The organism is Streptomyces sp. PT12 (assembly GCF_003311645.1).
In the GTDB taxonomy this organism is placed as follows: Bacteria; Actinomycetota; Actinomycetes; order Streptomycetales; family Streptomycetaceae; genus Streptomyces.
The window spans coordinates 24587-37257 of the sequence record NZ_QEST01000141.1; the positions used below are offsets into that span (position 1 = coordinate 24587).

General features: G+C 72.8%; 16 protein-coding genes and 1 tRNA gene. 6 read left to right on the forward strand and 11 right to left on the reverse strand.

What is annotated here, in order from left to right; genetic code table 11:
• Nucleotides 1-39: 39 nt before the first annotated feature.
• The 5 genes from egtA (at nucleotide 40) to DEH69_RS16000 (ending at nucleotide 4610) form a co-directional block, all read left to right on the forward strand.
• Nucleotides 40-1440 carry an ergothioneine biosynthesis glutamate--cysteine ligase EgtA gene (egtA, locus tag DEH69_RS15980; protein WP_113687646.1) on the forward strand — a complete coding sequence of 467 codons (1401 nt, stop codon included), beginning with the start codon at nucleotides 40-42 and terminating at the stop codon, nucleotides 1438-1440.
• The gene (gene egtB / locus DEH69_RS15985; protein ID WP_113687647.1) at nucleotides 1437-2756 is read left to right on the forward strand and encodes an ergothioneine biosynthesis protein EgtB; all 1320 of its coding nucleotides are present in this window, start codon (nucleotides 1437-1439) and stop codon (nucleotides 2754-2756) included. The genes egtA and egtB overlap by 4 nt, the downstream gene beginning before the upstream one ends.
• Nucleotides 2756-3508 (forward strand): ergothioneine biosynthesis protein EgtC, encoded by a 753-nt coding sequence (egtC, locus tag DEH69_RS15990; RefSeq protein ID WP_113687648.1) that lies wholly within the window; start codon nucleotides 2756-2758, stop codon nucleotides 3506-3508. The genes egtB and egtC overlap by 1 nt, the downstream gene beginning before the upstream one ends.
• Before the next feature lie 32 nt (nucleotides 3509-3540).
• Complete coding sequence (gene egtD, locus DEH69_RS15995) at nucleotides 3541-4509, forward strand: L-histidine N(alpha)-methyltransferase (protein WP_113687649.1); 969 nt, start codon at nucleotides 3541-3543, stop codon at nucleotides 4507-4509.
• Between the two features lie 28 nt (nucleotides 4510-4537).
• A tRNA-Arg gene (locus DEH69_RS16000) sits at nucleotides 4538-4610 on the forward strand.
• Nucleotides 4611-4694: 84 nt separating this feature from the next.
• Here the strand turns inward: DEH69_RS16000 and DEH69_RS16005 are convergent.
• The 8 genes from DEH69_RS16005 to DEH69_RS16040 all read right to left on the reverse strand — a co-directional run bounded on the left by DEH69_RS16005 (nucleotide 4695) and on the right by DEH69_RS16040 (nucleotide 9863).
• A complete protein-coding gene (locus DEH69_RS16005; RefSeq protein ID WP_113687650.1) occupies nucleotides 4695-5846 on the reverse strand; it encodes a site-specific integrase in 1152 nt (383 codons plus the stop codon).
• Complete coding sequence (locus DEH69_RS16010) at nucleotides 5846-6046, reverse strand: helix-turn-helix domain-containing protein (RefSeq protein ID WP_113687651.1); 201 nt, start codon at nucleotides 6044-6046, stop codon at nucleotides 5846-5848. The genes DEH69_RS16005 and DEH69_RS16010 overlap by 1 nt, the downstream gene beginning before the upstream one ends.
• A complete protein-coding gene (locus tag DEH69_RS16015) occupies nucleotides 6033-7343 on the reverse strand; it encodes a replication initiator (RefSeq protein WP_113687652.1) in 1311 nt (436 codons plus the stop codon). The genes DEH69_RS16010 and DEH69_RS16015 overlap by 14 nt, the downstream gene beginning before the upstream one ends.
• Nucleotides 7340-7585 carry a hypothetical protein gene (locus DEH69_RS16020; RefSeq protein ID WP_113687653.1) on the reverse strand — a complete coding sequence of 82 codons (246 nt, stop codon included), beginning with the start codon at nucleotides 7583-7585 and terminating at the stop codon, nucleotides 7340-7342. Before DEH69_RS16020 ends, DEH69_RS16015 begins: the two co-directional genes overlap by 4 nt.
• A 104-nt stretch (nucleotides 7586-7689) precedes the next feature.
• Nucleotides 7690-7983: a hypothetical protein gene (locus DEH69_RS16025; protein WP_113687654.1), complete on the reverse strand. Its 294-nt coding sequence runs from the start codon at nucleotides 7981-7983 to the stop codon at nucleotides 7690-7692.
• Nucleotides 7984-8015: 32 nt separating this feature from the next.
• On the reverse strand, nucleotides 8016-8210 hold the full coding sequence (locus DEH69_RS16030; RefSeq protein WP_113687655.1) for a hypothetical protein: 195 nt from the start codon (nucleotides 8208-8210) through the stop codon (nucleotides 8016-8018).
• A 13-nt stretch (nucleotides 8211-8223) separates the two neighbouring features.
• Nucleotides 8224-9489 (reverse strand): FtsK/SpoIIIE domain-containing protein, encoded by a 1266-nt coding sequence (locus DEH69_RS16035; RefSeq protein ID WP_113687720.1) that lies wholly within the window; start codon nucleotides 9487-9489, stop codon nucleotides 8224-8226.
• A 38-nt stretch (nucleotides 9490-9527) separates the two neighbouring features.
• Nucleotides 9528-9863 carry a hypothetical protein gene (locus tag DEH69_RS16040; protein ID WP_113687656.1) on the reverse strand — a complete coding sequence of 112 codons (336 nt, stop codon included), beginning with the start codon at nucleotides 9861-9863 and terminating at the stop codon, nucleotides 9528-9530.
• A gap of 190 nt (nucleotides 9864-10053) precedes the next feature.
• On the opposite strand from DEH69_RS16040, the gene DEH69_RS16045 reads away from it, so the two are divergent.
• The gene (locus DEH69_RS16045; protein ID WP_113687657.1) at nucleotides 10054-10794 is read left to right on the forward strand and encodes a GntR family transcriptional regulator; all 741 of its coding nucleotides are present in this window, start codon (nucleotides 10054-10056) and stop codon (nucleotides 10792-10794) included.
• A 568-nt stretch (nucleotides 10795-11362) separates the two neighbouring features.
• On the opposite strand, the gene DEH69_RS16050 is transcribed toward DEH69_RS16045, so the two are convergent.
• Genes DEH69_RS16050 through DEH69_RS16060 form a run of 3 tightly spaced genes read right to left on the reverse strand, consistent with a single transcriptional unit; the run spans nucleotide 11363 to nucleotide 12502 of the window.
• The gene (locus DEH69_RS16050; RefSeq protein ID WP_113687658.1) at nucleotides 11363-11671 is read right to left on the reverse strand and encodes a hypothetical protein; all 309 of its coding nucleotides are present in this window, start codon (nucleotides 11669-11671) and stop codon (nucleotides 11363-11365) included.
• Nucleotides 11668-11967: a hypothetical protein gene (locus tag DEH69_RS16055; protein WP_113687659.1), complete on the reverse strand. Its 300-nt coding sequence runs from the start codon at nucleotides 11965-11967 to the stop codon at nucleotides 11668-11670. The genes DEH69_RS16050 and DEH69_RS16055 overlap by 4 nt, the downstream gene beginning before the upstream one ends.
• The gene (locus tag DEH69_RS16060; RefSeq protein WP_258534711.1) at nucleotides 11957-12502 is read right to left on the reverse strand and encodes a bifunctional DNA primase/polymerase; all 546 of its coding nucleotides are present in this window, start codon (nucleotides 12500-12502) and stop codon (nucleotides 11957-11959) included. The genes DEH69_RS16055 and DEH69_RS16060 overlap by 11 nt, the downstream gene beginning before the upstream one ends.
• Nucleotides 12503-12671 lie beyond the last annotated feature (169 nt).

Genomic DNA, 12671 nt, shown 5'->3' on the forward strand with positions numbered 1-12671 from the left:
CGAGCGCGACGGCGGAGACAGCGGAGGAGGGTGGCGGACATGGCGTGGCAACCGGGCCCCGGATCCGCGGCGCACGAGACACCGAACGCGCCGGGGGACGCGCCGGCGGATGACGAGGGCGCGCGCGCCGGGCAGGCGGTCCTCGGCGAGCGCGAGGCCGAGGCATATCTGCGGGCCGCGTGCTTCACCGCTGGCCCGCCGGGGCGCACCGGCGTCGAGCTCGAATGGCTGGTCCGCGACCCCGCCGACCCCGGGCGGCTCCCACCGCCTGGGGTGCTCGACGCCGCACTCGCGCCCCTCGCCGAGCCCGGCGCGCTCCCCGGCGGCGGCCGCATCACGCGCGAGCCAGGCGGCCAGATCGAGCTGGCCACCAGCGCCTGCCCGACCCTCGCCGACTGCGCGAAGGCCGCCGCGGCCGATGTCGCCAGGCTCCGCGCCGCCCTCGCCGACGCGGGCCTCGCCGCCGTCGGCCTCGGCCTCGAACCCCGCCTCACCCCGCCGCGCACCCTCGACCACCCGCGCTACCGCGCGATGGAGGGCTACTTCGACCGGTTCGGTCCCGCGGGCCGCGTCATGATGCGCGCCACCGCGTCCGTCCAGATCAGCCTGGAGGCGGGCGACGAGAGCGACGGCGTCAGCGGCTACCGCCACCGCTGGCTCCTGGCCCACCGCCTCGGCCCCGTGCTGGTCGCCGCGTTCGCCAACTCCCCGCTGTGGCGCGGCCGTCCGACCGGCTGGAAGTCGACGCGGCAGGCGCTGTGGGCCCGCATCGACCCGGGCCGCACCCGCCCGCCCGACCCGGCCGAGGCCGCACCAGACGCCCCCGAGGCCGCCGCCGTCCCCGACACCCCCGAGGGGACCAACCCCCGTGCCGACTGGGCCCGTTACGCCCTGGACGCCCAGCTGCTGTGCGTCCGCCGCACCCCGCCCGCGCCATGGGCCGCGCCCCCGGGGCGTACGTTCCGCTCGTGGCTGCGCGGCCCGTTCGGCGAACGCCCCCCGCGCCTGGCCGACCTCGACTACCACCTGACCACCCTCTTCCCGCCCGTACGCCCGCGCGGCTGGCTGGAGTTGAGGATGATCGACGCCCAGCAGAGCGACGACTGGAGCGTCCCCCTCGCCGTCGCCACCACCCTGCTCGACGACCCCGACGCCGCGCGCGCCGCATGGCGGGCCACCGAACCCCTCACCGGCGGACGCCCGTTGCCCCGCCCCGACCTCTGGCTGCGCGCCGCCCGCCTCGGCCCCGCCGACCCGCCGCTCGCCACCGCGGCCCACGCCTGCCTCGCCGCCGCGGAGAGCGCGCTGGCCCGCGACCCCGCCTGCGCCGAACTGCGCCGCGCCGTCGCCGACTTCACCGAGCGCTACCCGGCCCGCGGCCGGTGCCCCGCCGACGACCAGCTCGACCCGTTCGACCAGCGCGAAGGAGTCAGGCGATGAGTGAGCACACCCTCGCCCCCGAAACGACCGTCATCCCCGTCCGCGAACGGGCCCGCATCGCCCTGTCCACCGCGCGCCGCCGCACCCAGGCCCTCACCGACTGCCTGCCCGACCCCGAACTCACCGCGCAGCACTCGCCGTTGATGTCCCCCCTGGTGTGGGACATGGCGCACATCGGCAACCAGGAGGAGCTGTGGCTCGTGCGCCGCGCCGGTGGCAGGCCCGCGCTCCGCCCCGATCTCGACCCGCTCTACGACGCGTTCAGGCACCGCCGCTCCGACCGCCCCGCGCTGCCGCTGCTGCGCCCCTCCGACGCCCGCCGCTACCTCGCGGGCGTCCGCGACCAGGCGCTCGACGTGCTCGCCTCCGCGCCCGACCCGGGCGACGGCTTCCTCTTCGGCATGATCGCCCAGCACGAGCAGCAGCACGACGAGACCATGCTGGCCACCCACCAACTGCGGCGCGGCGCCGCCGTGTTGAACGCGCCACCCCCGCCGCGCACCGCGCCCGCCACCCCCCTGCCTCGCGAAGTCCTCGTCCCAGGCGGCCCGTTCACCATGGGCGCCACCGGCGACCCCTGGGCCCTCGACAACGAACGGCCCGCCCACACCGTCGACGTCCGCGACTTCTGGCTCGACACCGTGCCCGTGACCAACGCCGCCTACCAGGAGTTCATCGACGACGGCGGCTACGACGACCCACGCTGGTGGCAGCCCGACGGCTGGCTGCACCGCAAGCGCGCCGACCTCGCCGCCCCCGCGTTCTGGCGCCGCGACGGCTCGGGGTGGGTGCGTCGCCGCTTCGGCGTCACCGAGCCCGTTCCACCGGACGAACCGGTGCTGCACGTCTCGTGGTTCGAGGCCGACGCCTACGCCCGCTGGGCCGGGCGGCGGCTGCCCACCGAGGCCGAGTGGGAGAAGGCCGCCCGCCACGACCCCGCCACGGGCCGCTCGCACCGCTACCCCTGGGGCGACGACGCGCCCGCCCCCGCGCACGCCAACCTCGGCCAGCGCCACCTCCAGCCCGCCCCCGCCGGGTCCTACCCCGCGGGCGCGGCGCCCTGCGGCGCCCGCCAACTCCTTGGCGACGTATGGGAGTGGACCGCCACCGACTTCACCGGCTACCCCGGCTTCGCCGCGCACCCCTACCGCGAGTACAGCCAGGTGTTCTTCGGCGCGCTCCACAAGGTGCTGCGCGGCGGCTCGTTCGGCACCGACCCCGTCGCGTGCCGCGCCACGTTCCGGAACTGGGACTTCCCTGTCAGGCGCCAGATCTTCGCGGGCTTCCGCACCTGCCGGGGCGCGGAGCCGGGCTGATGTGCCGCCACCTGGCCTACCTCGGCCCGCCCCGCCCGCTCGCCGAGCTGCTGACCGCCCCGGCGCACAGCCTCTACGAGCAGTCCTACGCGCCGGCGCACGCCCCCCAGCAGGCGGCGGCGCCCACGGTCAACGCCGACGGCTTCGGCATCGGCTGGTACCCCCCGGGCAACGGCGCGGGCCCGGTGCGTTACCGCCGCTCCGTGCCCATCTGGGCCGACGCCAACCTGCCGGGCCTCGCCGCCGTGATCCACAGCGGGGCCGTTCTCGCCGCCGTCCGCGCCGCCACCCCGGGCACCAGCCAGGACGAGGCGGCCTCCGCGCCGTTCGCGCTCGGCCGCTGGCTGTTCAGCCACAACGGCTCGGTGCCGCGCTGGGAGTTGCTGCCCGCCGACACCGACGAGCCGCTGACGGCAGCGGAGTTGCTCGGCATGGAGGCCCGCAGCGACTCCGCCCTCCTGTGCGCGATGACCGGCCGCCGCCTCACCGCGGGCCGCCCGCTCGGCGAGGCGCTCGCCGACGTCGTCCGCCGCACCACCACCGCGCGCCCCACCGCGCGCCTCAACCTCCTGATGACCGACGGCCACGCGATCGCCGCGACCCGGCACGGCAACAGCCTCTGGTACCGCGCCGTCGCGGACGAAATCACCGTCGCCTCCGAACCCGCCCCCGACGAGTCCGGCTGGCGCGAGGTCCCCGACCACTCCCTGCTCCTTGCCACCGCCCGCACCACGGAAATCGAGCCCCTGTGACCGCGTGACGTTCGAGTGAAGGGATTCCCCGGATGCGCATCACCCTCGACAACCGCCTGCCCGCCGACCACGCCGCCCGCGCCCTGCGCGCCGACGCCGGGACCGCGTTCACCGAACGCCCCAGGACGCTGCCGCCCAAGTGGTTCTACGACGCCCACGGCAGCGTCCTGTTCGACCGCATCACGCGGCTCCCCGAGTACTACCTGGCGCGCGCCGAGAAGCAGATCCTGCGCGCCCACGCCGCCGAGATAGCCGAGCTGACCGGCGCCCGCACCCTGGTCGAGCTGGGCTCCGGCACCTCGGAGAAGGCCCGCATCCTGCTGGACGCCCTGACCGAGGCGGGCACGCTCAAGCTGTACGCGCCGGTGGATGTGAGCGACACCGCCCTCGAGGGCGCGGCGGAGAGCCTGTGCCGTGACTACCCCGACCTGACGGTCGCCGCGACGGTCGCCGACTTCGAGACGGACCTCCCGCTGCCGGGCGCGGGGCCGCGGCTCGTGGCGTTCCTCGGCTCCACCGTCGGCAACCTCACCCCCGACCAGCGCGCCGCGTTCCTCGCGCGCCTGCGTTCCGTCCTGACCCACGAGGGCGACGCGCTGCTCCTGGGCGTCGACCTGGTGAAGGAGCCCTCGACGCTGATCCGGGCCTACGACGACGCCCAGGGCGTGACGGCGGCGTTCAACAAGAACGTCCTGCGCGTCCTCAACCGCGAGCTGCACGCGACGTTCGACCTGGGCGCGTTCGACCACAAGGCGATCTGGAACGCCGAGGCGGAGCGCGTGGAGATGCGCCTGCGCGCCCGCGTGAGCCACTCCGTGGAGATCCGCGACCTGAACCTGCCCGCGGAGTTCGGGCGCGGCGAGGACATCCTGACGGAGATCTCGACCAAGTTCCGGCGTGAGCCGCTGACCGAGGAGCTGACCCGCGCGGGCCTGCCCCCGACCCACTGGTGGACCGACCCCCAATCCCGCTTCGCCCTCCTCCTGACCACCCGCACCTGACCGACCCCGCTACACTGGGCCGAGCCCGGCCTCAGTAGCTCAGGGGATAGAGCACCGCTCTCCTAAAGCGGGTGTCGCAGGTTCGAATCCTGCCTGGGGCACAAGCGAAAACGCCCCGGACCGATCATGGTCCGGGGCGTTTGACATCCACCTTTGACATCCACCTTTGACATCAACGGCGGCGGTCAGCCGCGACCGGGACGCCTCCTGAGCAGCCGGTCCATGTGGCTGATCGCCTCGCGCTGGGTGTCCTGGACGACGTGCGTGTAGACGTCCATCGTGATGCCGATCTGGCTGTGCCCGAGGATCTCCATCACGACGCGAGGAGCCACCCCGGCGGCGGTCAGGAGTGTGGCGCAGCCGTGGCGCGCGTCGTGCAGCCGGATCACGCGGAGTCCGGCGCTCGCGGCGACCCGGGTGAACGACCGGTACACGTTGCGCGGCTCGACCGGCCGCCCGGTGCGGGTGGTGAACACGTAGTCGCCGCCCACCCACTCCTTCCCCGCCTGCTTGCGGATGGCTGTCTGCCGCATGCGCTGCCAGCGCAGCGGCGCCACACACATCGCAGGGAGGGGAACGGCCCGCTGCCGCCTGCCCTTGGGGTCGTCGTCGTAGAGCCGCCCGCGCCGCCGCTGGGTCTGCTGCCGGACGTGCAGGACTCGGTTGTCCACGTCCACGTCCGACCAGCGCAGGCCGACGATCTCACCGCGGCGCAGGCCCAAAGTGATGGCGAGCATGAACGCCGCGTAGAGCGGGTCCTTGCGCGCTGCCGCAAGGAACGTCAGCGTCTCGTCCAGCGTCCAGGGCGCCAGTTCCCGGGACTTGGGCCGCGGGGGCTCGACCAGCGATGCCACGTTCCGGCTTATCAGCTCCTCGCGGCAGGCCGCCGTGAGCGCGCTCCGCAGCACCCGGTGCGCCTCCTTGGCCGTCGCGGCGGTGGTCCGCTTCTCCAGACGGGCCAGGAAACGCCGCACGTCGGCCACGCCCAGGGACTCCAGCCGCCTGGTGCCGAGCATGGGCACCAGGTAGCGACGGATGTGCGCCTCGTACTTGTCGTACGTGCTCAGCCTCCGCCGAGGGCCGACGATGTGCTCCAGCCAGTACGGCAGCCACTCGGCGAGCTTGGCCGAGCGTGTGGGCACCGGGACGCCTTTCTCCGCCTTGGCCAGCAGCTCACGGCGTTTGGCGTCGCACTCCGCCCACGTCTTGCCGTAGGCGTACTTCCGGGCGCGGGTCCCGTCCGGCTGGGGCACGTAGACCGCTGCCTGGTAACGGCCGTCCGCGCGCTTGGTGATCGTGCCAGCGCCGTTCGGGTTCCGCTTGCGCTGCCGGGCCATCAGGCCACCTCCTCGATCTCGTTGGCGATGAAGTCGTCCAGGGCGGAAACCGGGACGCGACGGGCGCGCCCGATGGTGAGGGAGGACAGGCGGCCCGAGCGGATCAGCTCGTAGACCGCCGTACGCCCGAGCCTGAGCCGGGCCATGACCTCCGGCACGGTCAACAGGGCGGTGCCACTTGCCGATTCAGACCGCGCCATGGCCGTCCCCTTCCGCGCGGACGGACGCGGCGATGAGGGCCCCGGCGGGGTCGTAGCCGCGTCCGGTATAACGCCACTGGCCCACGGTGACCGTGGCCGTGCCGCCCGCACGGTAGGTGGCGCGGGCGGTGCGGAGGGCGGTCAGGGTGGTGGAGTAGCGGCGGGACTTGGTGGTGAAGTGGCCGCCGTATCCGAGCATGTGGGCCCAGCGGCGCAGGCCGAGCGGCTCGAACTCGGGCAGTCCGCCGAGCCACCAGCAGGCGCCCGCCATGCGGAGCACATGGCGGCGCAGCGGCAACGCGACCAGTTCCGAGGCGTGGTGGATCCGGCCGCTGACGGCGCCCGCCGCCTCAGCGCCCTTCGTGGCGTACTTGGCGATGTAGCCCGCCACGGCGGAGGGGGTCAGCCGCTCCTCCGCGCCGAACGCGGTGATGGGCCGCACGTCCACCTGTGCGCCGAAGCGGAGCACGTGGGGGCCTACGACCTCGGCGCCGACCGCCCGGAGGCGGACGCGTTGAGCGGCCGAACGGAGCGTGTCCGCGAGCAGTTCGGTCGTTGCCCAGGTGGGTGGAGTGGTTGAGGGCCCGTCGGGTCCGTCGAGGCGGATGACGGCGTGGAAGTGGATGAGGCCGCGCCGTTGGTACTCGGCGACCTTGGCGTAGGACAGCCGGACTCGTTTGGCGAAGGCGGAGCGCGAGAGACCAACTCGCCGGGCCAGTTCGCGACGGAGTTCCAAGGTGAAGCGGTGCCATAGAGCCCCCGCGTACGCCTGCCACAGGACGGCGCCCGCGTAGTCGTAGCAGTGGGGGCACAGCGGCTCACCGAGCCGGGCATCGTTCTCGGTGTGCCGGGCGTGGCAGCCGACCGGTTCCCCGTGCGGGCAGCGGTCCTTGGCCGGGCGGGGACGGCAAGCGAGCAGCCTGCCGTTCCCTTCGCGGCGCGTGTGGACCGGGCCGAAGCCGGGGGCGGTCAGGGTGGCGAACACCCGGGGATGCCCGCCGACCTCTTCTGTCACCTCCTTGCCGCCGACCAGTCCGGCCCGGATGAGGTGGTAGGTGTCCCCTCGGTAGACGCGGGCGCAGGTGGGGCAGACCACCGCGCGCCGGTTGCCGCACGCGACCAACAGCCGTCCGTTCAGCGAGCGGAGCACCTCGCCCGTGGCCGGGTCCACGGTGGTGCCGTGGCCGGTCAGGTTGACGGGGTTGGTGCAGCCACCGAGGCGGACGATGCCGCGTCGCCAGTCCTCGAAGCCCGGTTGGGCGGCGCGTTCGAGCAGGGCTGTCAGGGAGTCGTTCATCGCGGCTCCCCGAACGCCTGCCGCAGGACCGCCGCCACGGCCGCGGGCCGGGTCTTTGCTGAGAAGCGGAACGTCGGATCGGTCAGCCACAGGGCCGCGCCGTGCGCCGGGCACAGCCACCGTTCCGCACCGTCCGTTCCGACGAGGACGACCTGTTCGTGGCCCACGCAGGTGGGCCGTTCCTCCTCGCGTATCTCGCACAGGGGCGAGTGCGGCTTGCGCGAGCGCTTCGCGCTGGACACAGTGGGGGTGCTCCTTTCTCTCCTGATACGGGGGTTGGAGTGGGCACCTGACCGGGTCGGGTTTGGCGACTTCGCGCCCGGTCGGGAGCCCGTTTCCGTGCGGATCATGTCGGCCGCCTCTCGGGCGGCGGGGCGATGACGTGGTAGGCCACCGGGCCGAAGTCTCGATGCGCGGCGTAGTGGCCCCCGCCGAAGTACTCGACGGGGACGCCCAGGGGCGCGGCGACGGCCTCGGCGGCCGATCGGCGCACGTCGGCGTCGTCGGCCCGGACGATGACGCTCACGCTCGGGTACGGCGGGACCAGGACGTCGGGATGGTCGGCCAGGAAGTCGGCCAACTCGCGGAGCCCCGCGACGATCGCGGCCCGGTCGCCGGTGCGAATCTGGTATGCGGGCATGGGTAACTTCTCCTTTCTGTCGTTGAGTTGGGTCAGAGCTGGATCTGTGCCAGGAGCGCGCTGATCTCGTTGAGCACCGCCTGAATGAGCGGGGCGGCAGCCGTCTGGCCGAGCAGGAAGCCGAACGTCGTGCAGAGCACGGCCTCAAGCGACCTCAGGTAGCGGATGCGGACGAGGAACCAGATCAGCAGGCCGAGCAGCAGCACAGCGGAGACGGACAGCAGCATCGGACACCTCCTTTCACGGGGCGTGGTCGGCGAGTTCGGGCAGGAGCGGGGTCAGGTGGGCGAACTCGGCGGCAACCGCCTCCGCGTCCGTCTCCGTGACCAGGTGCGAGCGGGCGCGTTCCCAGCCGTCGGCCGAGGCGAGCACCGCTGTTCCCGGCGCGCCTGGGGCTATGGACTGCGCAGCATGCAACGCGTCCGGGTTGAGATCCCCCAGGGCCATCTCAGCCGTGCCGGAGTCGGCCACCCGGTGGCAGACGCGGCCCCCGAGTTGGGAGCGCAGCGCGGTAACGCCAGGGCCCAGGTCCGAACCGACACGCTGCCCGGCGACGACGAGGAAGACCCCGAGCGCCGCGCCGAGTTGGGCCAGCCGGACCAGCGCGGTCGCCGCCGCCTGGGACTCCTCCTTCTCGGTGCGGTTGGCGATGAGGAACAGCTCCGCCAGCTCGTCCACGATGACGACGACCGGGACGGGGCGTTCCTGTTCGGCCAGGCTCCAGATGTTCCGGACACGCGCCTTGCGGCAGACCGTCATCCGGTCCTGTGTGAGCCCGACCAGCGCGCCCAGCAGCGTGACGGCCTGGGCCCGGTCGGTGGCCAGGGCCGACAACCGCCGGGTGTACAGGGCCAGTTCCATGCCGCCCTTGCAGTCGATGCCGACCAGGGCGACCCGTTGCGGAGCGAGGCCCGCCACGAGCGCGTTGACCAGCGTGGACTTCCCCGACCGTGTCGCCCCGACGATCAGCCAGTGCGGCACCTCGCGCAGGTCGATGACCCACTGAGCGCCGGACTCCAGCACTCCAACCGCCACATGGAGCAGACGACCAGCGCCCCGTTGCCGAGGAACGCGCGGCCGGTGCAGCGGATCGGCGAACGTCGCCGCGATCCGGACGACGCCGGGGCGCCACGTGGTGACGCGAACGGCGTGCATCTCCCAGTCGTGTGCCATGGCCGGGGCCGCCTTGACGAAGTCCTCCGGGACCTGGCCGGGCAGCGTCCTGACGAGGAACCAGAAGCCGCCGGACGTCGGGTGCATCCGCCCACGTCCGGGCACGCGCGGCTGAGGCGGGGGCGCTCCGTTGCCGACCAGGCCGGAGACCACCGTCAGCGCGGCCTTGCGGCTCTGTGCCAGCCCGCACGCGGCCATCAACGGCCGCCACGTACGCGCCACCCGCCAGGCCGCCGCGGGAAATCCGACGCACAGCCACCAGGCCACCGGGTAGTGACGGCGCAGGGTCGGGCCCGCGACGAGCAGGCCCACGCCCAACGCAGCGGCCACCATGAGCACCCAGGCCAGCCCGGCCTCCGCGACGGTCACCGTCAAGCCGCCTTCCCAGACGAGGCGGTCAGGGGCTTGATCTCCGTCGCGCGGAAGGCGACTCCGTGCCGTCCCTCGTTCTCCCAGGGCGTGGCGACCAGGTCACGCACCTGCACGGGCACGCCGACCTGAACGCCGGTCGGCTCCCCCGGCACGCTCACGCTGACGACGTCGGCCGACGTGCCCGCCATGAGGCACAGGCCGACCTGGTACACCGTCTTGCCGGTTTCGCGGTCCACGCGAAGCTGACCGGTCTCCCGGTTCGCGACACGCGGCATCGGCGGAACGGCGCAGATGATCCCCGTGAACTTCGCGGTGTCGATCGGTAGGGCTACCACTGTCGAACTCCCTTCTCTCGGGCCCGGGGCATGTCACACCTCCGGGATGGCTTCCACCCGTAGTACGGGTGGACCTCAAGAGTGGAGCCCGTAGTACGGGTTGTCAAGTGAGACGAAGTGCGGGAACCTGTCCCTGCAAGTCAGCTTGTTTGGACAAGTCCTCGTAGAGCCACAGCCCACGGAGAAGCCCATGCCGCAAGAGAGAGCCCAGGCAAAGTACCGGCTCATCGCCGACCACCTGCGCGAAGGCATCCTCAGCGGCGGTTACCCGGCAGGCCAGCCGCTCCCCTCGGAGGAGTCACTGGCGAAGCAGTTCGGCGTGACCCGGCCCACGGTCCGGCAGGCTGTCGCGGAGCTGCGAGCGAACGGTCTGGTCGAAGTGCTCATGGGCCGGGGCATGTTCGTGCGCTCGCCACACGGTCGCCCCAGCCTCACCCGACCCCGGGGGGTCCGCCACGAGCTGGACGGCCGCTTCACCGAGGCTGACGGCCTCCGCTGGGAAGACGCCGAGGAGCCAGCAGCCACGCGCACGGATGCCCCGCTCGCACTCGCCGACCTTCTCCGCATCCCCCCGGGCGAACCGCTGTTCACGTACCAGGCCCTACAAACGGCCGACCGTGGCCGCCTCCGCCAACTCCACAGCACCTACGTGCCGTTCTCCGCGTTGGTCAGCACAAAGTACGAGGATCAGGCACCGCCTCCGGCGCCGCACCTGTACGAGGCACTGACCGAACTCGGCCACGAACTTGACTTCACCGAGTACGTACGCACGCGGATGCCCCTCCCCGACCAGGCCCAGTCCCTCCGCCTCCCCGAAGGCGTCCCCCTGCTCCACATCCTCCGCGTCACGCACGGCAACGGCACCAAGCCCCTCGCCCTGGAGGAGTTCCACATCCCAGGCGACGACGTAGAGCTCATGTATCGCCCTTGAGGCGCTTGCCGCAGCACGGTTGGCTCAGACTTTCCTTACGTCTTCAAGGGCGGCGCATGCGCGCCGCCCGGCGTCCCACCGCCCCCGGCCCGGCTGCGGCGCTGACGCGCCGGTCCGGCCGGGTGGGCGGACGCCCCGGCGCGACACCACCCACTACTGGGTACCTTGTAGCTGGGGCTGACGGCCTCCGAGTCCTGAGCCACCTCCCCGGACCGGGGCCCGCGTCGGGCAAGCCCAGGGGGCCAATCGGGCACAACAGCGGGCAGGCCAAGGGCTGCCCGATTTCGCGGGCCAGCGTACGGCCGCCTGAACATGCCCGACCCCAGTCCGGGCAGGACACCGGCCCAACACTCTCCGGCCGCCCGCTCGGTCCGGTGCACCTACCTGAATACGGCGCGCCAACAGCCCAAACGTCTGCCCGGCGCGAAGCTTTACACTTCTGTGACAAAGAGGCCCCGCGCGCCGACCGCCCGTCGGGGAAACGGCAAACGGTGGCACGCGGGGCCGGGGCCCGTGTCGGTGCGGGTGGACCTCTCTCCCCGCAGCGGCACGGGAGTGCGGGAGTGGATCAGGCCGTCGGCCGGGGAACATCCTCGGGCGTGGCATTGCGCAGCGCCTCAATGGTCAGGCCGGTCATGATCAGGGTCGCCAGGGCCTCGGCCGCCGCCGGGCGGACCGTGCCGAGGCGGACGATGCCTTCTCCGAAGACGTTGACGTCGGCCTTGAGTTGGGGGAAGAGGGCGTCCAGGTCGAGGGTGTGGAGTTGCTCAGCCAATCTGTCGGCCGCCCGCTTGGCCTCTGCCCAGCCGCGGACGTATGGCGCGTTGACGCTCAGATCCGTCGCGCTTCTCGCGCAGACTCCTCGTGCGTCGGTCATGTCGTCCCTCCTCCGAGTCCGCCGATGTCCTGGTGTTCTTGCTGACAGGTGAGCGCCAGGCGCAGCAGCTCCGCCAGCCGTTCCGCCGTCTCCGGGGAGATGCGGCCGAGTTCGATCAGGCCCATGCCGAACGCGTTCAGGTCCGCTCGCAGGTAGGGGAATTCGCGGTCGAGTCCGGCCGCGATCAGGACATCGCGCAGTCCGGCAACCGCCTCACGGGCGGCGTACCACTCGCGGCCGTGGATCGGGGACCAGGTGGCCGCGTCCATCGGCGGCTCGTCGTCGCTACCGGTCATGGCCGGGCTCCTCTCCCCGGGCAACGGCGGGACGGCGTGACAGCGCCTCGCCGTATCGGTCGGCGCGGCGGACCAGTTCGTGGGCGGCGACGAGCATCGCGGCCAGGGCGACGGCGCGCGTGGGGGCGTTGTCCAGGCGCACCATCGGCGCGCGCAGCCAGGTGTAGCGGTCGCCGGAGAGCGGCATGGGGCCGGGGACGACGGCCACGCAGTCCGTTCCCAGGTAACGGTAGGCGGGTGGCTCGGCCGTCTCGGTGGAGAGGGTGCGCTTGAACCGTTCGCGCGAGCCGGGCACGAGGAAGAAGCCGATCTGCCGCGTCGCCCAGTCCGCCATGACGGGTCCGATGGGCATGTGGTGGCGTTCCAGTTGGTCGAACGTCTCTACGCCGACCCGCTGTTCAAGCACCACCATGTCGAAGACGCGGCCCGTGGGCAGCGCGTAGGGGCGGCGCGGGTCGTCCGCCCACACCTCGCGGCAATGCTCCGGCAGGTCCGCCGCCTCCGACAGCCAGCCGAGCCCCCGCCGCGTCATCATCTGCACGCCCACTCACCTCACTCCGAGCCAGTCGGACGACCCCGACGGCCGCCGTGCACCCAGCTTCGGCGCCCCCGGCTGGGCCCCGGGAGATGACGGCAGGTGACGGGGGATGACGCGTCACACTCGTCTGCGTCATCCCCCGTCACCGGCCAAGCGGTCCATAGCA